At 61.8% G+C, this 23,266-nt stretch carries 23 protein-coding genes; 13 read left to right on the top strand and 10 right to left on the bottom strand.

The annotated features are described in order from the left end of the window. Positions 1-8 precede the first annotated feature (8 nt). The 7 genes from Q0603_RS07350 to Q0603_RS07320 all read left to right on the top strand — a co-directional run bounded on the left by Q0603_RS07350 (position 9) and on the right by Q0603_RS07320 (position 6,838). Positions 9-932 (top strand): DMT family transporter, encoded by a 924-nt coding sequence (locus Q0603_RS07350; protein ID WP_298724114.1) that lies wholly within the window; start codon positions 9-11, stop codon positions 930-932. Next, positions 933-2,447: a UbiD family decarboxylase gene (locus Q0603_RS07345; protein ID WP_298724112.1), complete on the top strand. Its 1,515-nt coding sequence runs from the start codon at positions 933-935 to the stop codon at positions 2,445-2,447. It begins immediately after the preceding gene. A gap of 2 nt (positions 2,448-2,449) precedes the next feature. Further along, a complete protein-coding gene (locus tag Q0603_RS07340) occupies positions 2,450-3,892 on the top strand; it encodes an adenylate/guanylate cyclase domain-containing protein (RefSeq protein WP_298724110.1) in 1,443 nt (480 codons plus the stop codon). 2 nt (positions 3,893-3,894) lie between these two features. Then, positions 3,895-4,167 carry a hypothetical protein gene (locus Q0603_RS07335; RefSeq protein WP_298724108.1) on the top strand — a complete coding sequence of 91 codons (273 nt, stop codon included), beginning with the start codon at positions 3,895-3,897 and terminating at the stop codon, positions 4,165-4,167. Between the two features lie 33 nt (positions 4,168-4,200). After that, the gene (locus Q0603_RS07330; protein ID WP_298724106.1) at positions 4,201-4,587 is read left to right on the top strand and encodes a DUF488 domain-containing protein; all 387 of its coding nucleotides are present in this window, start codon (positions 4,201-4,203) and stop codon (positions 4,585-4,587) included. A 99-nt stretch (positions 4,588-4,686) separates the two neighbouring features. Then, positions 4,687-6,042: a TldD/PmbA family protein gene (locus tag Q0603_RS07325; protein ID WP_298724105.1), complete on the top strand. Its 1,356-nt coding sequence runs from the start codon at positions 4,687-4,689 to the stop codon at positions 6,040-6,042. 19 nt (positions 6,043-6,061) lie between these two features. Next, a complete protein-coding gene (locus Q0603_RS07320) occupies positions 6,062-6,838 on the top strand; it encodes a 3'(2'),5'-bisphosphate nucleotidase CysQ (protein ID WP_298724103.1) in 777 nt (258 codons plus the stop codon). Between the two features lie 23 nt (positions 6,839-6,861). On the opposite strand, the gene Q0603_RS07315 is transcribed toward Q0603_RS07320, so the two are convergent. The 4 genes from Q0603_RS07315 to Q0603_RS07300 form a co-directional block, all read right to left on the bottom strand. Then, positions 6,862-8,937, bottom strand: a complete 2,076-nt coding sequence (locus Q0603_RS07315; RefSeq protein ID WP_298724101.1) for a molybdopterin oxidoreductase family protein — start codon at positions 8,935-8,937, stop codon at positions 6,862-6,864. Positions 8,938-8,976: 39 nt separating this feature from the next. Beyond that, positions 8,977-10,110, bottom strand: a complete 1,134-nt coding sequence (locus Q0603_RS07310; protein WP_298724100.1) for an FAD-dependent oxidoreductase — start codon at positions 10,108-10,110, stop codon at positions 8,977-8,979. Between the two features lie 129 nt (positions 10,111-10,239). After that, the gene (locus Q0603_RS07305) at positions 10,240-11,697 is read right to left on the bottom strand and encodes an NAD-dependent succinate-semialdehyde dehydrogenase (RefSeq protein WP_298724098.1); all 1,458 of its coding nucleotides are present in this window, start codon (positions 11,695-11,697) and stop codon (positions 10,240-10,242) included. After that, the gene (locus Q0603_RS07300) at positions 11,694-12,740 is read right to left on the bottom strand and encodes a zinc-dependent alcohol dehydrogenase family protein (RefSeq protein ID WP_366132463.1); all 1,047 of its coding nucleotides are present in this window, start codon (positions 12,738-12,740) and stop codon (positions 11,694-11,696) included. The genes Q0603_RS07305 and Q0603_RS07300 overlap by 4 nt, the downstream gene beginning before the upstream one ends. A 137-nt stretch (positions 12,741-12,877) precedes the next feature. Here Q0603_RS07300 and Q0603_RS07295 point away from each other — a divergent pair, with 137 nt between their 5' ends. Further along, positions 12,878-13,792, top strand: coding sequence for an ATP-dependent Clp protease proteolytic subunit (locus Q0603_RS07295; protein ID WP_366132462.1), 915 nt, complete (start codon positions 12,878-12,880; stop codon positions 13,790-13,792). Positions 13,793-13,809: 17 nt separating this feature from the next. On the opposite strand, the gene Q0603_RS07290 is transcribed toward Q0603_RS07295, so the two are convergent. Then, positions 13,810-14,700 carry a pirin family protein gene (locus Q0603_RS07290; protein WP_298724094.1) on the bottom strand — a complete coding sequence of 297 codons (891 nt, stop codon included), beginning with the start codon at positions 14,698-14,700 and terminating at the stop codon, positions 13,810-13,812. 132 nt (positions 14,701-14,832) lie between these two features. Here Q0603_RS07290 and Q0603_RS07285 point away from each other — a divergent pair, with 132 nt between their 5' ends. The 3 genes from Q0603_RS07285 to Q0603_RS07275 all read left to right on the top strand — a co-directional run bounded on the left by Q0603_RS07285 (position 14,833) and on the right by Q0603_RS07275 (position 18,421). Beyond that, on the top strand, positions 14,833-15,651 hold the full coding sequence (locus Q0603_RS07285) for an NAD(P)-dependent oxidoreductase (protein ID WP_298724092.1): 819 nt from the start codon (positions 14,833-14,835) through the stop codon (positions 15,649-15,651). A gap of 3 nt (positions 15,652-15,654) precedes the next feature. Then, positions 15,655-16,740, top strand: a complete 1,086-nt coding sequence (locus Q0603_RS07280; protein ID WP_298724090.1) for a mandelate racemase/muconate lactonizing enzyme family protein — start codon at positions 15,655-15,657, stop codon at positions 16,738-16,740. Positions 16,741-17,041: 301 nt separating this feature from the next. After that, entirely contained in the window at positions 17,042-18,421 is a 1,380-nt protein-coding gene (locus Q0603_RS07275) for a DEAD/DEAH box helicase (RefSeq protein ID WP_298724088.1), read from the top strand. Between the two features lie 56 nt (positions 18,422-18,477). Here Q0603_RS07275 and pcaC read toward each other — a convergent pair whose 3' ends face one another. From pcaC to pcaH, 5 genes are read right to left on the bottom strand one after another with little or no spacing between them, the layout of a single operon-like run. Beyond that, positions 18,478-18,864, bottom strand: coding sequence for a 4-carboxymuconolactone decarboxylase (pcaC, locus tag Q0603_RS07270; RefSeq protein WP_298724086.1), 387 nt, complete (start codon positions 18,862-18,864; stop codon positions 18,478-18,480). A gap of 9 nt (positions 18,865-18,873) precedes the next feature. After that, positions 18,874-19,656, bottom strand: a complete 783-nt coding sequence (gene pcaD / locus Q0603_RS07265; protein ID WP_298724084.1) for a 3-oxoadipate enol-lactonase — start codon at positions 19,654-19,656, stop codon at positions 18,874-18,876. A 15-nt stretch (positions 19,657-19,671) separates the two neighbouring features. Next, a complete protein-coding gene (locus Q0603_RS07260; RefSeq protein WP_298724082.1) occupies positions 19,672-21,045 on the bottom strand; it encodes a 3-carboxy-cis,cis-muconate cycloisomerase in 1,374 nt (457 codons plus the stop codon). Between the two features lie 28 nt (positions 21,046-21,073). Beyond that, a complete protein-coding gene (pcaG, locus tag Q0603_RS07255) occupies positions 21,074-21,646 on the bottom strand; it encodes a protocatechuate 3,4-dioxygenase subunit alpha (protein ID WP_298724080.1) in 573 nt (190 codons plus the stop codon). A gap of 8 nt (positions 21,647-21,654) precedes the next feature. Next, entirely contained in the window at positions 21,655-22,359 is a 705-nt protein-coding gene (pcaH, locus tag Q0603_RS07250) for a protocatechuate 3,4-dioxygenase subunit beta (RefSeq protein WP_298724078.1), read from the bottom strand. A 138-nt stretch (positions 22,360-22,497) separates the two neighbouring features. On the opposite strand from pcaH, the gene Q0603_RS19345 reads away from it, so the two are divergent. Both Q0603_RS19345 and Q0603_RS07245 read left to right on the top strand, forming a co-directional pair. Then, complete coding sequence (locus Q0603_RS19345) at positions 22,498-22,719, top strand: helix-turn-helix domain-containing protein (RefSeq protein ID WP_366132456.1); 222 nt, start codon at positions 22,498-22,500, stop codon at positions 22,717-22,719. Next, complete coding sequence (locus Q0603_RS07245) at positions 22,646-23,263, top strand: IclR family transcriptional regulator C-terminal domain-containing protein (RefSeq protein ID WP_298724215.1); 618 nt, start codon at positions 22,646-22,648, stop codon at positions 23,261-23,263. The genes Q0603_RS19345 and Q0603_RS07245 overlap by 74 nt, the downstream gene beginning before the upstream one ends. The last annotated feature ends 3 nt before the right edge of the window (positions 23,264-23,266 follow it).

The following is a 23,266-nucleotide window of genomic DNA, read 5'->3' as shown; positions in this document are numbered from 1 at the left end:
AAGCCCCTATGACCGCTACTGCCGACAACCGAGCCGACAACCGGGACCAGACGTTCGCCCAGGTGATGATGTTCGTCACCCCGGCGATGTTTTGCACCAACATGCTGGTGGCGCGCTATTCCGCCGAGTTCATTCCGCCCGTTGCGCTCGCCGTGTGGCGCTGGCTGGGCGTGTTCATTCTGCTGCTGCCCTTTTGCGGCGTCGAGCTATGGCGCCAGCGCCGCTACCTGGCGAAGGACGCCGGCAGACTGCTGGTACTGGGCGCGCTCGGCATGGGTATCTGCGGCGCTGTGGTTTACGCCGCCGGCAAAACGACCACCGCCACCAATATCGGGCTGATCTACGCCGTATCGCCAGTGGTGATCATCATGCTGTCACGCGTGATGTTTCACGACCGGATGACCATGCGCCAGATACTGGGCACCGCACTCGCTCTGACCGGCATGCTGGCTATTGTCGCCAAGGGCGATCCGGCTGTCTTCCTGCATCTGAGCTTCGTGCCTGGCGATCTGATGATCCTCGCCGCTGCGATTGCCTGGGCGCTTTATTCCGTACTGCTGAAACGCTGGCCCAGCCTGCTGAGCATCAACGCAAGGCTGGCATCCATCGCCATCGCTGGCGTGGCTGTCATGCTGCCCTTCCTGGTCTGGGAAACGGCAACGGTTGGCCCGATCACGCCGGATTTCCGTACCCTGGCCACCCTCGCCACCGTCATCCTTATTGCCGGCATCGGCGCCTATGCCTCGCATGGATATATCACCAAGCATCTCGGGCCGAACAAGGCCGGGCTGATCCTGTATCTGTCACCGGTATATAATGCCGTGCTGGCCTGGCTGCTTCTCGGCGAACAGCTCGCCGTTTATCATTGGATCGGCGCCGCCCTGGTCCTGCCAGGGCTGTATGTTGCAACCACTCGATCGGGGAAGACCTGAATGCCGTATGCCTCGCTTCGCGATTTCATGACGCAGCTGGAGGCGCGCGGCCAATTGGTGCGGGTGCGCGAGCCCGTCTCGACCGTGCTGGAGATGACCGAGATCCAGACGCGGCTGCTGGCCGAGGGTGGCCCGGCCGTATTGTTCGAGAAACCGATCCGCGCCGACGGCACGATGAGCGACGTTCCGGTGCTGGTGAACCTGTTCGGAACAGTCGAACGTGTGGCACTGGGCATGGACCGCCTGCCAGCCGAGTTGAAGGATGTCGGCGAAATGCTCGCCTTCCTGCGCCAGCCGGAGCCACCAGGCGGCTTCAAGGAAGCGCTGGGCATGCTGCCGCTGCTCAAAACGGTGATGGCGATGCAGCCGAAGACGGTCGGCAGCGGACCGGTACACGAGGTGGTGCTACAGGGCGATGACATCGATCTGAATGCTCTGCCAATCCAGACCTGCTGGCCGGGCGAGCCAGCGCCATTGATCACCTGGCCGCTGGTGGTCACGCAAGGTCCCTCGAAGACGGATAAGACCGACCGCTTCAACCTCGGCATCTACCGCATGCAGGTGCTGAACAGAACCCAGACCCTGATGCGCTGGCTGAAGCATCGCGGCGGCGCACAGCAGCATCAGCGCTGGAAACAGGCCGGCAAGCGCGAGCCCTTCCCCGCCGCCGTGGTAATCGGCGCCGATCCGGGCACGATCCTCGCCGCTGTCACGCCGGTGCCGGACACCTTGTCAGAGTATCAATTTGCCGGCCTGCTGCGCGGCAAGAAGGTCGAGTTGGTCGATTGCAAGACCGTGCCGCTCAAGGTGCCTGCCGAAGCCGAAATCGTGCTGGAGGGCCATGTATCGCTCGACGATTACCGCGACGAAGGGCCGTATGGCGACCATACCGGCTATTACAATTCGGTCGAGCAGTTCCCAGTCTTTACCGTCACCGCTATCACGCGGCGGAAACAGCCGATCTATCTGAGCACCTTCACCGGCCGGCCGCCGGATGAGCCGAGCGTACTGGGCGAGGCGCTGAACGATGTGTTTGTGCCGCTGATCCGTCAGCAATTCCCGGAGATCGTCGATTTCTGGCTGCCGCCCGAAGGCTGCTCGTATCGCGTGGCCGTGGTCAGCATGAAGAAGGCGTATCCCGGCCACGCCAAGCGCGTGATGATGGGGGTGTGGTCATATCTGCGCCAGTTCATGTACACCAAATGGGTGATCGTGGTGGACGACGACATCAACGCCCGCGACTGGAAGGATGTCGTCTGGGCGATGTCGACCCGCATGGATCCGGCCCGTGACATCACGCTGGTCGAGAACACCCCCATCGACTATCTCGATTTCGCCTCACCTGAATCCGGTTTAGGCAGCAAGATCGGCTTGGATGCCACCAATAAATGGCCGCCCGAGACCAAGCGCGAGTGGGGCGAGAAGATCCGCATGAGCGACGATGTTGTGAGAACCGTCACGGAAAAATGGCCGAAACTCGGGCTTCCTGGCTCGGGGAAGCCAATCTGGAGATAGCCATGCGGCTATTCGACCGCCTGCATGACATGATCTGCGGCGAAGGCCGGAACTGCATGCCGGACGGAGCTTCGGACCGGCTGGCGGTCGCCATCCGGGAGGAAGAATACGAGGCGCTGAAACTCAGCGTCGGTTTGCGCTTCCTCGTCATGATCGTCGTCACCGTTCAGGTGACTGTCGAACTGCGCTGGCCGCTGGCGCTGAATTACTATGGCTATATCGCGGCACTGGCCTTCTCGGGCTATCTGCAATTGCTGCTGCGCAAGCCGCATAGCGATCGCCCCTGGATGCAATGGGTCTTTCCCTTCGTCGATATGGGCATTCTGGCGGCAGGTATCGCGCTACCCAATCCTTTCGAGGCCGATCCGCTGCCGCCGCCGCTGCAGCTTGGTTTCGACGTGGTGCTGTATTTCGTGCTGTTCGTCGTGCTCGCCAGTCTGGGCCAGTCGGCGCGCGTGGTTTTCGCCACCTGCCTTGCTGCGATCATCTCCTGGGCCGGGGCGACGGTCTTCATCCTGTCCCAGCCCGGCGTGACCTTCAGAACCTATGATGGCAATCTGAGCGACATGTCCGCGCTGCAACGCATGGCTTTCGTGCTTGATCCCTGGAACGTGCGACCGGGCGAGCTCTTCGGCCGCCTGCTGCTGATCGGATTGATCGGTATCCTGCTCACCGTTTCGGTTCTGCGCTCCCGCCATTTGATCGCGCGACAGGTGGAAGCCGAACGCGCGCGCCGCAATCTGTCACGCCATTTTTCGCCCCATATCGCCGAGACCATCGCGCAGATGGATGAAGTTGACGGCAAGGTCCGCCAGATCAATGCGGCCGTGCTGTTCGCCGATCTGGTCGGCTTCACGCAGATCGCTGACGACCACACGCCCGAGCAGACCATTGCGCTCCTACGCGAGGTGCATCAGCGGCTGGCGCGGGCCGTGGCCCAGCATCGCGGCACGCTGGATAAGTATCTGGGCGACGGCATCATGGCCTCATTCGGTACACCTGAGCCCGGTCCGCGCGACGCCTCTGCCGCGCTGCTGGCTGCCCGCAGCATGCTGCACGAGATGGAGCATCTGAACCGCCAGCGTGAATTGCTGCGCCAGACACCGCTGTCCTTGGTCATCGGACTGCATTACGGGCCGTTGACGCTGGGCAACATCGGCGATGAACACCGCGTCGAATACGCGCTGATCGGCGAAACCGTCAATGTCGCACATCGGCTTGAACAAATGACGCGCGTCCTGAACGCGCAGATCTGCGTCAGCCAGGCCTTCGTCGACAAGCTGGCGGAGGAAACCCGCAACGATCTGACGGCATTGAGCGATATGGTCGCCTTGAAGCCGCAACCGATCCGCGGCGTGCGCGAGCGCATGGTGATCTGGATCCTGCAACGGCCGGTTCCGCCCACTGAAGCGCCGATGCCGCACGCGACACCGACCATTCACTGACAATGCTGCTCCGCCGCCCAGAAAATCCCTCAGAACGCGACATCCTGCCCTGGTGGCATCCGTGGGTGCTGATGCGGGCTGTCTGGAACCTGCTGTTTTCGCTCGCACTGGGGGCGGCGCTCGGCGCAATCGCCGTCGACCTTCTCGCCCAGATCCTGGGCAAGATCGCCGGTGAGGATTGGCGAGACTGGCTGGAACCGCTGCGGCCTTTCGGCTGGGCCTTCGGTTGCTTCGTCGCTTTCGTCAGCTATATGGCCTACCGGATGGAAGATTGATCCGCAGCCATTACAGCGGGCACTGGACGGGTCATGCGACTGGCCATCAAGCGCATCTACGATCCGAAGGAAGACAGCGACGGCGCCCGTATCCTGGTGGATCGGATCTGGCCGCGCGGCATCGGCAAGGATGCAGCCGGCTTGACGCTATGGCTGAAGGAAATCGCACCGAGTACGGCTTTGCGGCAATGGTTCAACCATGATCCGACGCGCTGGAAAGAGTTCTGCCGGCGTTATCACGCCGAGCTGGATGCCAATCCGGCCGCGGTCAACGCATTACGCCGCCTGATGAAAACGAAAAAAGTCACATTGCTCTATTCGGCCAAGGATACCGAGCATAATCAGGCGCGTGCCCTGGCCGAATACCTGCACAAGTCATCGCCCCGCCGTCCCGCCCGGCGAACGGCGAAGAGCCGATAGTCAGGCCCCTACCGGGCCTCCTGTCGGTTGTTTTGTCGCCCGCGTTGCTTATATGTCCTATAGAATGGACGATAAGATAAACACCGCCGGGTCCCCCATATGACCGATGCACGCCAACGCGCCGCAGAAGCGCAGACACTGATTGCCGACCTGCTGAAGGCCACCATCAAGGCGGGCGCCGAGGCCGCCGATGCGGTGTATCACGAATCCCGCTCTCTCAGCGCCGGGGTGCGCATGGGCCAGCCGGAGGATGTGGAATCTTCCGAAAGCCGCGATCTCGGACTGCGTGTGCTGATGGGCCAGCGGCAGGCCTGCGTTTCGACGACGGATTTTTCCCCTGCCGCCCTGCACGAACTGGTGGAACGCGCCATCAGCATGGCGAAGGCCGCGCCGGAAGATAAGTTCACCGGCCTGCCGGATCCGTCGCAACTGGCGACCGAGGCGGTCGATCTCGATCTCTTCGATGGCGTCGAGCTGGAGATGCCGCAACTGCTGGAGCGCGCAAAGGCGGCCGAGGCGGCGGCGCTGGCCGTGCCAGGAGTGACCAATTCAGAGGGCGGGGGCGCCGGACGGTCCTTCGGCGTGGTAGCCTATGCCAACAGCATCGGTTTCAGTGGCGCGGGTTGGAGCGGATCGCATACCGTTTCAGCCACCGCCATCGCCGGCAAGGATACGGCGATGGAGCGCGATTGGGATTACGAGGCCAAGACCCATTTCAGCGACCTGCCCTCCCCGGAAGAGATCGGCCGCAAGGCCGGCGAACGCGCCGTACGCCGCCTTAACCCCCGCAAGCTGGAAAGCGCGGCCATGCCGATCGTCTTCGATCCGCGTGTTGCCACCAGCCTGGTAGGCCATTTCGCCAGCGCCATCAATGGCGCGGCCGTGGCGCGCGGCACATCCTTCCTGAAGGACAGGCTGGGTCAGCAGGTCTTCGCCGCCGGCATCCGGATCATCGACGATCCGCTGCGCAAGCGCGGCTTCCGCTCGCGCTGGTTCGACATGGAAGGCGTGAGGCGCCAGACCCGTGATCTGGTCGAAGACGGACGGCTGACTACCTGGCTTCTGGACTGCGCCACAGCGCGCCAGCTTGGCAGGGCCAGCACCGGCCATGCCGCGCGCGGCACGGCTTCGCCGCCCTCCCCGGCGCCGACCAACGTCTATCTCGCGCCCGGCCAGAAAACGCCGCGCGAATTGATGGCCGATATCAAACATGGGCTTTATGTCACAGAACTGATCGGCATGGGCGTCAATGGCGTGACTGGCGACTACAGCCGCGGGGCAGCAGGCTTCCTCATTGTCGATGGGGAGATTGCCGAACCGGTTTCAGAAATCACCATCGCCGGAAACCTGAAAGACATGTTCCTTCACCTAACTCCGGCCAACGATCTGGAATTCCGTTTCGGCACCGATGCGCCGACCGTGCGCATCGATGGCATGACGGTTGCCGGACGCTAAGAGGCGCTGAGAGGAGAGGATGGCTGCTTCCCTCAGACAGGATCAGGAGCTTTTGCACGACGCCGTGCGCGCGGCCGGTCAGGAGGCCATGCGCTTTTTCGGCGCCGGGGTGAAATCCTGGCACAAGAAGCCGAATGATCCTGTCTCAGAGGCCGATCTGGCTGTTGATAACCTTTTGCGTGAAAGACTGCTCGGCGGCCGGCCGGATTACGGCTGGCTGAGCGAGGAAAGCGGCAGCCAAAATCCCGGGGCCAGCGATGTCTGGGTGATCGACCCGATCGACGGCACCCGCGCATTCATCGATTCAAAGCCGGAATTCACCGTCTGCGTCGCGCTTGTGCGCGGTCACCGGCCGGTGCTGGCCGCCATCTACAATCCCGCCACGCAGGAGTTCTTCGAGGCCATGTCCGGCGGCGGCGCCAAGCTGAATGGCAAACCGATCCAAGCCTCCGGCCATGCCAGTCTGATGGAAGCCCGCTTCCTTGCCAGCCGCCGCACTTTCGAGCGCCACGGCTGGATGGCACGCGCCGCGAAAGCAGATTTCGCCTATCGCAATTCCATCGCTTATCGCATGGCACTGGTGGCAGCGGGCAAATTCGATGCGGCAATCAGCCTGACCGAGAAAAGCGACTGGGATGTGGTCGCCGCCGATCTGCTGGTGCAGGAGGCTGGCGGCCGGGTTGCGACGGCCGATGGCCTGTCGCTGGTCTACGGCGAGAACAAGCGGCATCCGTCGGTAATCGCCACCGGCGCCTATATCTTCGACGATCTCGTTGATCTGCTGAAAACGCGGTAAGCCTGACCGGGTCAGGCGGGTGTTTATGTTGCCCTGACCCAGATCGCTGTATCGTGGAATGCTCCGCCGCCATTGGGCTTCGGGGCATCTGATCCAATCAGCGCGTTTATGCCCATGCCCTCCTCGAACGCGGCATGCGGCCAGATGCTTTCGACGATTACAACGCCGCGCTGCACGCCATCGAACAGCTTGGCATGGAGCTTCACATTGCCCCGCTTGTTGCCCAGCCGCACCGCGCTGCCATCGGCAATACCCAGCTCCGCTGCATCGAGCGGATGAATGAAAGCCGTTGGCCGGGCCTCGCGCTTAACCGAAGTCGGTGTCTCTGTGAAACTGGTATTGAGGAAGTTGCGCGCAGGCGCAGTGACCAGCCGGAAGGGATGCTCTTCCGTTGCTGCCTCGATGCACTCCCAGTGATCAGGCAAGCGCGGCATGCCATCCGCATCCGGGCCCATCGCCTTCCAGTCCGGGGCAAAGCGGTATTTCCCATCAGGCCATCCGAAACCGTCGAGAAAATGGCTGGTGCGGAAATCCGGCTGGCAATCATGCCAGCGCTGCTCGCGCAGCGTCGCCACATCGGGCCAGCCGGACGCCTTCAGCGTCGCCTCTACGATCTCGATGGCTGACATCTCGAAACCGGGATGTTGCGCCCCCAGACGCTTTGCCAGCTCGACGATCACGTAATGATTCTCGCGCGCCTCGCCGGGGGCTTCCACCAGCTTCGGCCCCAGCAGAATGCTCTGCTGACCGCCGGCCTGATAGATATCGTCATGCTCGGTGAACATGGTGGCCGGCAGGACGATATCGGCCATCTTCGCGGTGGCGGTCATGAACTGCTCATGCACGCAGACGAACAAATCCTCGCGGGCGAAGCCTCGCGCCACCAGATTTGAATCTGGCGCAACTTCCATCGGATTGGTGTTTTGAATGAGCAATCCCTTCACCGGCGGACCGTGCCGCAGCGCCTGGGCATCGCCGCACAGGATCGGACCGATCTGGCACTGATCCAGCATACGGATCTTGGGATCGAGGGCATCCAGCCCTTCGATCAGGGTTTTGTCCCAGTGGAAGATCGCACCGTTATTGTGGAAGGCGCCGCCGCCTTCATAGCGCCAGGCGCCCGTCACGCAGGCAATGCTGGTAGCGGCGTGCATATTTACCGCACCATTGCGGCTGCGCGAGAAGCCATATCCCAACCGGATGTAATGCCGCTTACGCTCGCCCAGCAGGCGGGCAAAGGCGGTGATCTCCTCCGCCGTCAGCCCGGTGATTGCCGCCGCCCATTCCGGCGTGCGGCTTTGCAGATGCCGTTCCAGTTCATCCGGCACATCGGTGTATTGCGCAAGATATTCGCGATCCGCAAAGCCGTCCCGGAACAGCACATGCATCACGGCGCAGGCCAAGGCTCCATCCGTACCCGGCCGCAGCATCAGATGCATGTCGGCCTGCTGGGCCGTGGCATTGCGATAGGGGTCGACCACCACGACCTTGGCGCCTCGTTCCTTGCGGGCGCGCATGACATGGGTCATCACATTGACCTGGGTATGCACAGCATTGGTGCCCCAGATTACCACGCAGTCGCTTTTCGCCATCTCGCGCGGATCTGGACCGCGCAAGGCTCCCGTGCCGGCGATATGGCCGGCCCGGGCCAAAGTCACGCAGATGGTGGAATGCTGCCCGGAATAACGTTTCACATTGCGCAGGCGATGAATGCCATCGCGCTGCACCAGGCCCATCGTACCGGCGTAATAGTACGGCCAGATGGACTCGCTGCCGAATTCCGCTTCGGCCTTCAGAAAGGCCTCCGCCGTGCGGTCGAGCGCCTCCTTCCAGGAAATGCGCTCGAACTGGCCCGAACCTCTCGGGCCGACGCGCTTGAGCGGATATAGCAGACGATCCTTGTGGTTTGCCCGCTCGGCATAGCGAGCAACCTTGGCGCAGATTACGCCGGCGGTGTACTCGTTCTCCTCGGCGCCCCTTACCTTCCCGATCTGCCCGTTGGGCAGCAGCTCGATCTCCAGCGCACAGGTCGACGGACAATCATGCGGACAGGCGCTGTAGCCGATCCTGGATTTGGCTGGGGTGAGGAGAGCATTCATCGCATAGAGCTATCTCAATGAGGGTTATCTCAATGGGGGTTATCTCAACCGCGCCGGGCTCAAATCGCGCTCGGTGAGCCCGAGGTCGACAATATCGTTGGGCAATCCACGCCCCAGTGCAAGAGCCCCGGCAACCCGGCTCATGGCTGCAGAGGTCTGGATGCCATAACCACCCTGTGCTGCCAGCCAGAAAAAGCCCGGCGCGGCGGGATCGAAGCCACAGACGATGGTGCGGTCGGCCACGAAGGACCGCAGACCGGCCCATTTCGCCGCCAGACGCCGCACCTGGAGCGTGGTCGCTGTTTCCAGCCGGTCGACTGCGATGGCGATGTCCATTTCGTCCGGCTGCGCGTCGCAGGCCTCACTGTCCGTCTCGTCGCAGGGTGAAAGCAAGATGCGTCCGGCATCGGGCTTGAAATAGAAGGATTCGTCCGCCTCGATCACCATCGGCCAATCGTGGATCGAAACTCCATTGGGTGGATCGAAAGTCACGGCAGTGCGCCGCTTGGGCTGCAGGCCGATCGGCGGCACGCCGGCGATCGAAGCAATGATATCGGCCCAGGCGCCAGCCGCGTTGATCAGGACCGGCGCGGCGAAGCTGCCGTTGCTGCTTTCCACCTGCCAGTCGCCATTAACCCGCGCAACCCCGATAACTTCAGCATCCGTAACGATACGACCGCCCGCAGCCGTCATGCCGCGCAGAAAACCGCGATGCAGCGCATGGACCTCGATATCCTTGGCCTCGGGCTCGAAGATTGCGCCGCCGGCGGCCGCCTCCGGCTTCAGCACCGGCATGATATCCACGGTTTCCTGCGCCGTCAGACGCCGCAGCGTGGGCACCAGCTTGCGCATCTCCTCGAAGTCGGCATCTAAAGTGGCGGCCTTTTCCATGCCGCCGACATGCATAGCGCCACGCGGCGTCAGGATCGGTACATCAGAAAAGCCCGGTGGCGGATTGTGCAGGAAATCACGGCTGGCCACGGTAAGCGCGCGAATCGGCGCATTGCCGTAGGTTTCGGCATACAGCGCCGCCGAACGGCCGGTGGTGTGGTAACCCGGCTGACTCTCCCGCTCCAGCAGCACAACACGCTTGCCTTCACGGGCCAATGCATAACCAGCACCGGCGCCGGCAATGCCACCGCCAATGATCACAATATCGCAACGCTCGACCATACTACCCTCTTCAGCCTGGGGAGGAGGCCGCGGCTCTCTGATGGGCCGCTGGCCAGACAGGCTGCTCAATATACGGTATCGGCCGCGTGGGCGGCCAATACCTTGATGGCATGGATTTATGCAGGCGCCTCAAATACCGCCGAGGCAGAGATATTTGATCTCAACGAAACTATCGACGCCGTATTTCGAGCCTTCGCGGCCCATGCCTGATTCCTTCATGCCGCCGAAGGGCGCTTCAGCCGTGGAGATCAGGCCTTCGTTGATACCGACAATGCCGTAATGCAGCTGCTCAGCAACGCGCCAGACGCGCCCGATGTCGCGGCTGTAGAAGTATGCCGCCAAGCCGTAAGGCGTGTCGTTGGCTAGCTTGATCGCTTCGGACTCGTCCTTGAAGCGGAACAGCACCGCCACCGGACCGAATATCTCTTCCTGCGCCACCGCCATGTCGGGCGTGGCATCGGTGATCACACTGGGCTGATAGAAGGTGCCGCCCAGTTCATGCCGCGCGCCGCCGACCAGCACCTTGGCGCCTTTCGCCTTTGCATCGGCCACCAGGCGCTCGACCTTGTTCAAAGCATCCTGGTTGATCAGCGGACCTTGGTTGACACCTTCAGTAAAACCGGGGCCGGTTTTCAGCTTCTTCACGGCTTCCGTCAGTTTTCCGGCAAAGGCGTCGTAGATCTTGTCCTGCACCAGAAGACGGTTGGCGCAGACACAGGTCTGGCCGGTGTTGCGGTACTTCGAGATCATCGCACCAGCAACAGCCGCATCGAGATCGGCATCGTCGAAGACGATGAACGGCGCATTGCCGCCGAGCTCCAGCGACAGCTTCTTAATGGTATCGGCGCTTTGCCGCATCAGAATCTTGCCAACCTCGGTAGAGCCTGTGAACGACACCTTGCGCACAATCGGATTGGTGGTCAGTTCCAGACCAACTTCCGGGGCCTGCATCGACGTGACGACGTTGAAAACGCCCTTCGGGATGCCAGCTTCTTCAGCCAGCTTGGCAAGCGCCAGCGCGCAAAGCGGCGTGTCTTCGGCTGGCTTCACAACCACCGGGCATCCGGCGGCCAAGGCCGGCGCGACCTTGCGGGTGATCATGGCGACAGGGAAGTTCCAGGGCGTGATGGCTGCCACAACGCCCACCGGCTGCTTGAGCACGATAATGCGCTTGTCCGGCGCGTGAGCGGGAATGACATCGCCATAGATGCGGCGGCCTTCCTCGGCGAACCATTCGACGAAGCTGGCGCCATATATGACTTCGCCCTTGGCCTCCACATAGGGCTTGCCTTGCTCCAGCGTCATCAGCGCGCCGAGGTCGTCCTGATGCTGCAGGATCAGTTCGTACCATTTGCGCAAGATCCCTGCCCGCTGCTTGGCCGTCAGCTGCGCCCAGGCTGGCCAGGCTGCTTCGGCGGCGACAATCGCCCGGCGCGTCTCAGCGCGGCCCATATCCGGGACTTCCGCGATCAGGCTGCCATCGGCAGGATTGGTCACTGGAAAAGTCTTGCCGGAATCGGCGGATACCCAGGCTCCGTCGATATAGGCCTGGCGGCGCAACAGGTCAGCGTGTTTCAGATGGGTCATGGCAGGGCTTCCTCCTCGCCCTGAAAGCTAGTGCTCTTGCCGGAATCAATCCAGTTCTTGGCGGGCTCCTGGACAACCAGAACCGCAGCCCCTTCCACGCGTCCAGCACGCAGATCGGCCAGGGCGCGGTTGGCATCGGCCAGCGGATAGGAAACCGGATACGTTCGGACCGGGATGGTGGGCGCCAGGGCGAGGAAATCAATGGCATCCTGGCGGGTCAGATTGGCCACTGACCGCACCGTCCGTTCACCCCATAGAAGCTCGTACGGGAAGCGCGGGATGTCACTCATATGGATGCCAGCGCAGATCACCGTTCCCCCCTTGCGCACTGCCTTCAGCGCCAGAGGAACCAGCGCGCCCACCGGCGCGAAAATGATCGCCGCATCGAGCGGCTCGTCGGGACTCGCATCGGACGAGCCGGCCCAAACGGCACCGAGCTGCCGCGCAAAAGCCTGGCGCTCGGTGTCGCCTGGGCGCGTGAAGGCAAAAACCTTCACGCCCTGTGCATTGGCAACCTGGATCAGGATATGGGCGGCAGCGCCGAAGCCATAGAGCCCCAGGCTGCGGACCGGCCCCGCCATGCGATAGGCCCGGTAACCGATCAAGCCGGCGCAGAGCAATGGCGCAGCCTCGACATCGCTGATCCCGTCGGGAATGGGGAAACAGTAGCGATGATCGACCACCGCCCGTTCAGCATATCCGCCATCGATCTGATAGCCGGTGAAGCGCGCCTGCTCGCACAGATTCTCCTGCCCATTCCTGCAATAGCTGCAGATGCCGCAAGTCCAGCCCAGCCACGGTATGCCGACCCGGTCGCCCAGCTTGAAGGTATCCACATCGCGCCCCAGCGCGATTACATGGCCAACGATTTCATGCCCGGGGATGATCGGCAGCTTAGGCTGCCGCAGCTCACCATCGACAACATGCAGATCGGTGCGGCAGACACCGCAGGCGGCAACCTTGACGACAATCTCCTGGGATCCCGGGTTCGGCTCGGGCGTTTCCGTCATCACCAACGGCCGGCCAGCCGAATGCAGCAGCATGGCTCGCATTGTTTTTCTCCCCCTCGTCCATATACCCGGCCCCTGCTGCATGACTTGACCCAAGTCAAAGCGATCACTTGCGGAGCCAACCTTAATGGAACGATTGAGGACCGCCGGCAGGTTCCCACCGCAACAATATTTCTGGGGAAGAAGAATATCTTGCGGCCAAGGGCGTTCCGGCACTGTGCCCGCCGCTTACGCACAAGGATCAAACCACAATGGCAATCGGCGATCTGTTCTGGCTCTTTTTCATCGTCATGGCGCTGCAGCCTATGCTGCGCCAGCGTTTCCTGATCTTGGCGCGGGCGCGGAAGATCATGCAGCTGCAGCGCAAGCGCGGATCACGCGTCATTACCCTGGTGCATCGCCAGGAAACCATGCGGTTGCTGGGCTTTCCGCTGGTGCGCTACATCGATATTGACGATGCCGAAGAGATCATTCGCGCCATCCGCGAAACGGATCCCGAAACGCCCATCGACATCGTTTTGCATACCCCCGGCGGACTGGTGATCGCCTCCATGCAGATCGCGGCCGCCTTGCGCCGTCATGGCGGTAAGATCACCGCCTTCGTCCCGCATCTCGCCCTGTCTGGCGGCACGCTGATCGCCCTGGCGGCGGATCGCATCGTCATGGCGCCGCATGCCATGCTGGGGCCGATCGACCCGCAGATCGGCGGTGTCCCGGCTGCATCGCTGGCCCGGGTCGTGCGCGAAAAGCCAATCGCCGAAATTGATGACCAGACCTTGATCCATGCGGATATCGGGGAGAAGGCCACCCGCCAGTTGCGCGCGGCTGCCACCGAACTGCTGATGCGCCACATGGATGCCGACAAAGCCGCAGCGCTGGCCGATCAGCTCAGCCGCGGCGACTGGACCCACGATTACCCGATTACGGCGGATGAGGCGATTGCTCTGGGCCTGCCGGTGACGACCGATCTGCCGGATGAGGTGGCCGATCTCATGGCCCTTTATCCGCAGCCGATGCGCACCACGCCCAGCGTGGAATACGGCCCGACGCCAGAGCCCCGCGCCCCGGCGCGGCCGCGCCGTTAGTCGAACACCAGCCGGGATTACATTTCCGGCAACGGGATGAAGTCGGTCTCGCCCGGCACGAGGGCAAAACGGCCTTCGCTCCAGTCGCGCTTGGCCCGCTCGATCCGCTCCTTCGAGCTGGATACAAAGTTCCACCATAGATGCCGCTCGCCATCCAGCGGTGCGCCGCCCAGCAGCATCAGCCGCGCCGCTCCCTGTGCCTGGATCTGGGGCTGTGCATCAGATTTGAAGACCAGCATCGTGCCAGCATCGTAGATTTCGCCGTCGATAACAGCATTGCCTTCCGCGACATACAGCGCCCGTTCTTCATAATGTTCTGGCATCTGCAAGCTGGCGCCAGGGCTGAGCTGGGCATCGCAATAGAACATCGGAGCAAAGGTCTGCACCGGGGAAACGGCCCCGAAGGCCTGTCCTGCGATCAGGCGCAGCTTGACGCCGGATAGCACGATTTCAGGAAGACTGGATTCCGGATGATGCCGGAAGCTTGGGTCAGTTTCCTCATCGGCCTGCGGCAGCGCGATCCAGGATTGAATGCCATGCAAGGACGCCCCCGTGGCGCGCAGTTCCGGCCGCGTGCGTTCGGAATGCACGATCCCCTTGCCCGCCACCATCCAGTTGACGTCGCCCGGACGGATCGGCTGCACCACGCCAAGGCTGTCGCGATGCATGATCTCGCCGTCGAAAAGATAGGTGATGGTGGCCAAGCCGATATGCGGATGCGGGCGCACATCCAATCCCTGGCCCGGGGCGAACCGCACCGGTCCCATATGGTCGAAAAAGACAAAGGGGCCCACATGACGGCGCCGTGCATAAGGTAAGATCCGGCGGACGCTGAATCCCTCGCCCAGGTCCCGCAGCCGCGGCGTAATGACGAGATCGACGGAATCGGGCAGCAGCTGGTCGGACATGGCGATCTCCTTTCGCCACCAGATTAACGCACCCCGCTTCCCTGCCCAAGCCTGCTGAATAGCCCCTTGCCGTCGATGACTGGCAAAGAGATGATCAAACTTGGCTCGTCATAGGCCGCGGGAGGAAATGTCATGAAACGGGTCCTGCTGACCGGCGCCAGCGGCGGAATTGGCACCAGATTGCGCCAGCTGCTCAAGCCGCTCTATCCCGAATTGATTCTGACTGACCTGAAAATCCCTGGCGATCTGCGGGCTGACGAAACGTTCATCCAAGCCGACCTGGCCGATATGGCAGCCGTCGAGGCAGCCTGCGAAGGCGTGGACGGCATCGTGCATCTGGGCGGCTTCTCGGTGGAAGGCCCCTGGGAGACGATCCTCAGCGCCAACATCATCGGCTGCTACAATCTGTTCGAGGCAGCGCATCGCAAAGGCGTTAAGCGGGTGGTCTTCGCTTCCTCAAACCATGTCATGGGCTTTTATCCGCGCAGCACCAAAATTGGCATAGAAGCCGTACCGATACCCGATAGCCGCTATGGCCTCTCCAAGTTGTTCGGCGAAGGTCTTGGCGCATTGTATGCCCATAAGCATGGCATGGGCGTTCTCAGCATCCGGATCGGCAATTTCGCTGAACAGCCAATCGATGAACGCCGCCTGGCGATCTGGCTCAAGCCGGAGGATCTGGTGCAGCTGATCCGCATCGGCCTGGAGACGCCCGATCTGGTCTATGAGGTGGTTTACGGCATGTCCGACAACAAGCGGGCCTGGTGGGACAATTCCAATGCCCTGCGGCTGGGCTACCAGCCGGAGGGAAAGTCCGAGGACTTTGCCGCTGCAGCACTGGAGGCGCAGAAAAAACTCCCGAAGGACGAGATCGGCGATTACTTCCAGGGCGGGTCGCCTTTCTGCAGCCAGGAATTCGACGGCGATTTCTCGCGGCTGAGGAAGGCTTAAGCGATGCTTATCAAAAACGTCGAAACGATCACGCTGAAAATTCCCTTCGACGACCTCTATACCGGGCCGCGGCATAACGAGCACGGCTGGACGCATTTCGATGCGGTATTGGTGAAAGTCACCAGCGAAGACGGCCAGGTCAGCTGGGGCGAAGCCTTTGCCTATAACTGCGCGAATGCCGTGCGTGCTGCAGTCATGGACATGGTGGCACCGCTGGTGGTCGGCCGCCGCATCGAGGATATCCCGGCCTTCAATCTGGAGATTCAGAAAGCGCTGCATATTTGGGGCCGATATGGCATTACGATCTTCGCGCTCTCTGGATTGGACATCGCGCTGTGGGATCTGGCCGCCAAGCAGGCGGGCAAATGCCTGGCGACATATCTCGGCGGACGCAAGCGCGATAAGGTGCCGGCCTATGCGAGCCTGGTGCGCTACGGCGAACCACAGCCGGTTACCGCCATCGCGGTGCAAGCCGTCGCGGAAGGCTATGCCGATGTGAAGCTGCACGAAATCACGTACGAAAACATCGCTGCCGGACGCGAAGCGGTCGGCAAGGAAGTGCGGCTGACCACCGACGTGAATTGCCATTGGTCTATCGCCGAGGCGGAAGCGATCCTGCCACGGCTGAAGGAACTCGACCTCCTTTGGGTGGAAGAGCCGATCTTCCCGCCGGAGGATTACGATACGTTGCGGCGTCTTGGTCGTTTCGGGGTGCCGCTTTCCGCCGGCGAGAATGCCTGCACGGCGATGGAGTTCACGCGGCTTGCGGCCGCACTAACCTATCCGCAACCCAGCGTCACCAAGCTGGGCGGCGTGAGCGAGTTTCTGAAAGTCGCAAGCCATGCCAAGGCTCTAGGCAAGACCTTGATGCCCCATTCGCCTTATTTCGGGCCAGGTTATTGGGCGACACTGCAACTGGCGGCCCATCTCGATCAGATCGGCATGTTCGAGTTCCTTTATGTCAAACCCGCAGCCTGGATGGGCATCGACATCCCCTTGCCCTCTCAAGGCAAGATCGCCATTCCGGATAAACCCGGCATCGGCTTCATTCCCGACGAGACGGCGCTGGAACGCTATCGCGTTGCCTGAAGTGACTTTTATGTCTTCAAAGTGAACAAAAACGAGATAATCGTCCGTTTTTCACAATTATCGCTTTATTCGCTTGACCAGAGACCCGTTCACCGTCATATACGCGCAGTCGCTTCGGCGACCTCTTGCGCCTTGGCCGCGTGAGCGAGGAGCTAAAACACGCTTCTTCGTCCTGCCAGGCGCTTCGAATTTCCCATTTCACGACCCAGGTCACGCGGGGCGTTTTATCGGTCCCGCGCCCGATCGCTGCGTCGCAGGCTTATGCCTGACGCCGTCGTGTGCCCTTATAAGGATTTTCTTCTTGACGAGTTTCAATGACCTCGGCCTCAGTCAGCCTTTGCTCAATGCCCTGGCCGCCGGCAAATATACCCAACCCACGCCGATCCAGACCCAGGCCATTCCACCGGTCATTGCCGGCCGTGATCTGCTCGGGATCGCGCAGACCGGCACAGGCAAGACCGCCGCGTTTGCCCTACCGATCCTGCATCGCCTTCTGACCAATCAGCGCCGCCCGGCGCCGAAGACCTGCCGTGCTCTGATCCTGAGCCCAACCCGTGAACTGGCGAGCCAGATCGCGGAGAAGTTCCGCGCCTATGGCCGCGAAACCAAGCTGGTGGTGGCCACCGTATTCGGTGGAGTTGGCATGAATCCGCAGATTCATGCGCTTGCTCGCGGGGTCGACATTCTGGTGGCCACACCCGGTCGCCTGATCGATCACTTGCAGCAGAACACGCTCCGCCTCGACCAGACCGAGGTGGTGGTGCTGGACGAGGCCGATCAGATGCTTGATCTCGGCTTCGTGCATGCCATCAAGCGCATCTCGCAGGTCCTGCCCAAGCAGCGTCAGAGCCTGTTCTTCTCCGCCACCATGCCGCAAAGCATCGGACAGCTTGCCGCCGGCTTCCTGAAGGAGCCGGTGAAAGTCGAGGTCACGCCAGTGGCCACCACGGCCGAGCGCGTCGAGCAGCGGGTTATTTTCGTCGAAGCCGAACGCAAGCGCGCCTTGCTGGCGGAGATCATGGCGGACCCAGCCATTACCCGTGCGCTGGTCTTCACCCGCACCAAGCATGGTGCCGACCGCGTCGCCCGGCATCTCACCAATGGTGGCGTGCCGGCGAATGCGATCCATGGCAACAAGTCGCAGAGCCAGCGCGAGCGCGCCCTGTCGGATTTCAAATCCGGCCGTATCCGCGTGCTGGTGGCCACTGACATCGCCGCACGCGGCATTGATGTCAGCGGCGTCACCCATGTGATCAACTTCGAACTGCCGAATGTACCGGAAAGCTACGTGCACCGTATCGGCCGGACCGCGCGAGCCGGCAATGCCGGCCAGGCGATTTCGCTCTGCGCTCAGGACGAACGGCCTTATCTGCGTGACATCGAAAAGCTGACCCGGCAACGCATTGCTTCAACCGACCGCCGGGGCGACGCCAAGTTGGCGGCGGCCACCGCCGCTGAGCCGAAGGACAGCCGTCCTCAGCAGCATCAGCAGCAGCGTCCGCATGGTCAGCGTCCCAATGCTTCGCGCCATGGCGCCAATCAGCGCCATCAGGAGCATCGCAGCGAAGGCCAGCGCAGCGGCGGTCAAGGCCAGCCGCAGCACAAGCGGAACCGCAAGCCACAGGGGCAGCGCTTCGGCCGCGCCGATGGTCAGCGTCAGGGTCATTCCCAGTTGCACTGATCCAATCGAATTGGGTTAGGGGAACCGGCGCCATAGCAATGTGGTGCCGTTCTTTTTTAAGGCTTCTGCTCCATCTGGGCAAAAACCTCTTCCGCCCAATGCATGGCACTATTGGCAGCAGGCACGCCGCAATAGATGCCGGCCTGCAGGATCACTTCCTTGATGTCATCCCGCGTCAAGCCGTTGTTGAAGGCGGCGCGGACATGCAGCTTGAACTCATCGGCACGATTGAGCGCGATCATCATCGACAGCGTCATGCAGCTACGTGTCTTGCGGTCGAGGCCCGGCCGGGTCCAGATCTCACCCCAGGCATAACGGGTGATCAGATTCTGGAATTCCTCATTGAACGGGGTGATACGGGAGAGTGAGCGGTCGACATGGGCGTCGCCCAGGACGGCGCGGCGCACCTTCATGCCAGCGTCGTAACGGTCCTTATCGTCCATTGATCCCCCTCACGCCGTCAGGAAATCGAGCAGGGCCTTTGTAAAGGCCTGCTCGCATTCGACATTCGACAAATGCGCGGATGGCAGCTCGACATACTGCGCTCCGGGTATGGCCGTGGCGAGCTGACGGCCCTCGGCAGCAGGCGTAGACAAATCATAGGTGCCTGCTATTACCAGAGTCGGCGCCCGGACCGCAGCAATGGTATCGCGTTGGTCCATATCGCGTATCGCGCCGCAGGCTGCGGCGTAACCTTCCGGAGCCGTCTGCAACAGCATGGCTGAGATGGCCTCAACGGCGTCAGGCTGACGCTTGGTGAAACCCTCGGTGAACCAGCGCTGAATGACGCCGGGCAGGACGGCCGCTACGCCGCCCTTCTCGACCGCAGCGATACGCTCATTCCAGATCTCGGGCGTCGCTATCTTGGCAGCGGTATTGCACAGTGCCAGACGATCGATGCGTTCGGGCGCATGTACGCCAAGCCACATACCGGTCATGCCGCCCATAGACAGACCACAGAAATGCGCTCGTGCAATTCCGAGCCCATCCAGCAGAGCCAGCACATCCTTGCCCAGGGTATCGACCTGGAACGCTGATGGCGAGAGACCGGACTGGCCATGGCCGCGCGTGTCATAACGCAACACGCGGAAATTCTGGGTCAGTGCGGCCATCTGCGGCTGCCACATATTCAGATTGGTCCCGAGCGAATTGGACAGCACCAGGACTGGTGCCCCTTCCGGCCCGTCGAGCCTATAATGCAGCTGAACGCCATCCGCACAAGCAATGAAAGGCATGATTCCTCCGGATATTTATTTGTGGCGCGCCGACAGGACGCGGCCGACCATCGCCGGGGCGCTACCAATATAGTTCAGCGGATCAAAAAGCCGCTGCAGATCAGATTCTTTGAGATGCTGTGAAACCACGGGGTCTTCGGACAGCACATCTTGCAGATGACGGCCTGTCGCTACAGCCCGCCTACAGGCTCCCTCGATATGGTCATGGGCAGCCAGCCGGCCGATCTTCGGCCCCAGCGCCATCATCACAGCCTCGGCCATGATCAGGCCGTTCGTGGCATCGAGATTTTTCCGCATCCGTGCGGCGTCGACATCGAGACCGCCGATAGTGTCGATCGTCTGAGTCAGCGCCCCTGCCGCGATCTGGATCAACTCTGGCAATGTCGTCCATTCGGCATGCCAGCCGCCCAGGCCGCGCTCATGTTCCTGCGTCATGCCGGCGAGGAGAGATGCTACGAGCTGCGGCGCGCGCGTTGCTGTCGCCAATATGCTGGCCGCCGCCACCGGATTGCGCTTATGCGGCATGGTTGAAGAACCACCACGCCGCTCTCCTGCCGGCTCAAACGCCTCTGCCACATCAGTTTGCATCAGCAGGGAGATATCGCGCGCGATTTTCGCCAGCGTGCCGATCAGCAGACCGAAAACCGTTCCGCATTCCGCAATCCTGTCGCGGGCCGTATGCCACGGCATTGCCGGCAGACCAAGCTCCAGCTCATCGGCCAAAGCGGATGCCACCTTAAGCCCGTTATCCTCAAGGGCCGCCAGTGTCCCGGCCGCGCCACCGAATTGCAGCACCAGCAGGCGCGGACGTAGTTCATCAAGCCGGCTGCGATGGCGCTCGATGGCATCGAGCCAGCCCGCCACTTTCAGGCCGAAGGTCGTCGGCAGCGCATGCTGCAGCCAGGTGCGGCCAACCATAGGCGTCCGCTTATGCGTCGCGGTCAGATTTTCCAGCAGGTCTGACAGGCAGCCAAGATCGGTTCGGACCGCGTTCAGGGCCCGGCGCAATTGCAGCACCAAGCCGGTATCCATCGCATCCTGGCTGGTGGCACCCCAATGGACATAGCGCGCGGCTTGCGCATCCTGCGCCGCTACCCTGGCGGTCAGAGCCTTCACCAGAGGGATGGCCGGATTGCCGGCTTTCGCAGTTGCCGCTGCCAGATCGGCGATGTCATAAAGCGCGGCATCGCACTGTGCGGCGATGGCATTCACGGCAGGCTGGGGAATGACGCCCACCTTGGCTTCCGCCCGCGCCAGCGCCGCTTCGAAATCCAGCATGCCTTGCAGGCGGGCGCGGTCGGAGAACCAGCCCCGCGCCGCTGTAGTAGTGAACAAAGGATCGAGCAGGCCTACAACCTGTTGTGACTCGTGGGCGTGGTTATCCGTCATCCGGCCATGTTCGCGTTGGATCAGACGATCAGCAATCGAAAAATACCGTTTCGTTCTCGCCCTGCATGACGATATCCCAGCGGTATTCCGCCTTATCATTCTGGCGTTCGGCAATCAGGGTCGGGCGGCGCGCTGCATCCTCGATCAGCCCCAGCACCGGGTCATTGGCGTTCGCCGCCTGCTCATCGGAGAAATAGATCCGCGTGTAGAGATGCTTGAGCATGCCACGCATGAACAGGCAGACCACGATATGCGGCGCCTGCAAGCTGTTGCCCGGTCCGGGAACGGCACCAGGCTTTATAGTGGTGAAGCTAAAGCGGCCGTCCTTATCGGTCGGTACGCGGCCAAAGCCGATGAACTTGCCCTCCAGCGGCTTATCCTGGGTGTCGTCAGGATGGGCGTATTTTCCATCCGCATTGGCCTGCCAGAATTCGAGCAAAGCATCGGGAATGGGCTGTCCTTCGCCATCCAACACACGCCCCGAAATGACGATCTTTTCGCCCTTGCCGGCATCCTTGGCGATGTCGGCGATGGTGATCGGCGTCAGGCCAAGATGCAGGTACGGACCAACGGTTTGCGATGCCGTGGGAATAAGCGACATGGCGTTTCTCACTCCTCGAACGGCGTGGCGTTGCGGCCACGCAGCACAATGTCCCAACGATAGCCCAGTGCGAATTCCGGGATAGTGGTATCCAGATCGAAGGACGAGATCATGCTGTCACGCGCCCGCTGATCGGTTACGCAGTTGAAAATCGGGTCGAATGGCAGGAGCGGATCGCCCGGAAAATACATCTGCGTCACCAGCCGGGTCATGAAGCTCGGGCCGAATAACGAAAAATGGATATGCGGTGGCCGCCAGGCATTATGGTGATTGCGCCAGGGGTAAGCCCCGGGCTTGATGGTAACGAAGCGGTAGCGTCCCTCGGCATCCGTCACCGTACGGCCATAGCCGGTGAAATTGGGATCGAGCGGCGCATCATGCTGATCCAGTGCATGGCGGTAGCGGCCGGTCGAATTGGCCTGCCAGAGCTCGATCAATGTGCGCGGCACCGGGCGTCCGTCTTCATCCAGCACCCGGCCGGAGACAATGATGCGTTCGCCGATGGGCTCACCCGCATGCTGCTTCGTTAAATCGTTGTCATTCTGCCCGATCAGGTCATGACCGAAAAGCGGCCCCGTCACCTCGGAAAGAGTATGGGGCAGCAGCACCAGGGGCTTACGTGGAGCGCGCTTGATCGAGGATTGATAGGGTGGATGCAGGTAGTTGGGCTGGGTCCCCGCGCGGGGCCGTTTGTAACCGACCACATTGGTCATTCTTTCGGGTCCTCCCTCCGCCGATTGTGGCGGCTATCGAATGCGCCTGACAGGCAAAAATTCGACTTTGCTTGACTTTTTGTTCGTTAAACGCCTGATAATGCGTATATCCAACATTACACGATTGAGGAGATCGCCTTGTCAATCGGGATCAATCCGCGCGACTTCTCGACCTCTCTGGCGCGCGGCCTGCGGGTGATCACTGCCTTCGATCGCGATCACGATGAGATGACGCTGAGTGAGGTGTCGCGCCGGGCCGACATGACCCGCGCCGCGGCGCCGCTATCTGCTCACCTTATGCGAACTCGGATATGTCGCCGGCGACGGGAAGTATTTCCGCCTGACGCCACGGGTACTTGAACTCGGCTTCGCCTTCCTGACCTCAATGCATATCTGGGAGCGTGCCCAACCCTTCATGGAGCAGCTTACCGAGCAGGTGAATGAGTCCTGCTCGATCTCGGTGCTGGAAGGCAGCGATATCGTGTATGTGGCCCGCGTTCCGACAAAGCGGATCATGTCGGTGGCGCTTGGCATCGGTATCCGCCTGCCGGCCTATTGCACATCGATGGGCCGCGTCCTGCTGGCCGATCTGCGCCCGGCCGAATTGGATATTTACTTCCAGAATACCCGTCTCGACAGCCTGACACCGCATACGCAGACCGATCAGGCCGTCTTGCGCAATATCATTGCCGACGTGCGCTGCAAAGGCTATGCGCTCGTGGATCAGGAGCTGGAGATCGGTTTGCGGTCGATTGCCGTGCCGATCCGCAATCAGGCCGGACGCGTTCTAGCCGCCATGAATGTCAGCGGCCATGTGTCGCGGGTCAGCATGGACGAGATGCGCCAGCGCTTTCTTTCGCCCTTGCTTTATGCCGCAGAGGGCATCCGCATGGCGATGGCCTGAGAT

The organism is uncultured Ferrovibrio sp., from assembly GCF_937960835.1.
GTDB lineage: Bacteria > Pseudomonadota > Alphaproteobacteria > Ferrovibrionales > Ferrovibrionaceae > Ferrovibrio.
This window is presented reverse-complemented; position numbering and strand designations above follow the sequence as displayed.

Bases quoted from the DNA above. Each gene is read 5' to 3' on its own strand.
- Q0603_RS07350 (WP_298724114.1), top strand. From the start codon at position 9: ATGACCGCTACTGCCGACAACCGAGCCGACAACCGGGACCAGACGTTC.
- Q0603_RS07345 (WP_298724112.1), top strand. From the start codon at position 933: ATGCCGTATGCCTCGCTTCGCGATTTCATGACGCAGCTGGAGGCGCGC.
- Q0603_RS07340 (WP_298724110.1), top strand. From the start codon at position 2,450: ATGCGGCTATTCGACCGCCTGCATGACATGATCTGCGGCGAAGGCCGG.
- Q0603_RS07335 (WP_298724108.1), top strand. From the start codon at position 3,895: ATGCTGCTCCGCCGCCCAGAAAATCCCTCAGAACGCGACATCCTGCCC.
- Q0603_RS07330 (WP_298724106.1), top strand. From the start codon at position 4,201: ATGCGACTGGCCATCAAGCGCATCTACGATCCGAAGGAAGACAGCGAC.
- Q0603_RS07325 (WP_298724105.1), top strand. From the start codon at position 4,687: ATGACCGATGCACGCCAACGCGCCGCAGAAGCGCAGACACTGATTGCC.
- Q0603_RS07320 (WP_298724103.1), top strand. From the start codon at position 6,062: ATGGCTGCTTCCCTCAGACAGGATCAGGAGCTTTTGCACGACGCCGTG.
- Q0603_RS07315 (WP_298724101.1), bottom strand. From the start codon at position 8,937: ATGAATGCTCTCCTCACCCCAGCCAAATCCAGGATCGGCTACAGCGCC.
- Q0603_RS07310 (WP_298724100.1), bottom strand. From the start codon at position 10,110: ATGGTCGAGCGTTGCGATATTGTGATCATTGGCGGTGGCATTGCCGGC.
- Q0603_RS07305 (WP_298724098.1), bottom strand. From the start codon at position 11,697: ATGACCCATCTGAAACACGCTGACCTGTTGCGCCGCCAGGCCTATATC.
- Q0603_RS07300 (WP_366132463.1), bottom strand. From the start codon at position 12,740: ATGCTGCTGCATTCGGCTGGCCGGCCGTTGGTGATGACGGAAACGCCC.
- Q0603_RS07290 (WP_298724094.1), bottom strand. From the start codon at position 14,700: ATGTCCGACCAGCTGCTGCCCGATTCCGTCGATCTCGTCATTACGCCG.
- Q0603_RS07285 (WP_298724092.1), top strand. From the start codon at position 14,833: ATGAAACGGGTCCTGCTGACCGGCGCCAGCGGCGGAATTGGCACCAGA.
- Q0603_RS07280 (WP_298724090.1), top strand. From the start codon at position 15,655: ATGCTTATCAAAAACGTCGAAACGATCACGCTGAAAATTCCCTTCGAC.
- pcaC (WP_298724086.1), bottom strand. From the start codon at position 18,864: ATGGACGATAAGGACCGTTACGACGCTGGCATGAAGGTGCGCCGCGCC.
- pcaD (WP_298724084.1), bottom strand. From the start codon at position 19,656: ATGCCTTTCATTGCTTGTGCGGATGGCGTTCAGCTGCATTATAGGCTC.
- Q0603_RS07260 (WP_298724082.1), bottom strand. From the start codon at position 21,045: ATGACGGATAACCACGCCCACGAGTCACAACAGGTTGTAGGCCTGCTC.
- pcaG (WP_298724080.1), bottom strand. From the start codon at position 21,646: ATGTCGCTTATTCCCACGGCATCGCAAACCGTTGGTCCGTACCTGCAT.
- pcaH (WP_298724078.1), bottom strand. From the start codon at position 22,359: ATGACCAATGTGGTCGGTTACAAACGGCCCCGCGCGGGGACCCAGCCC.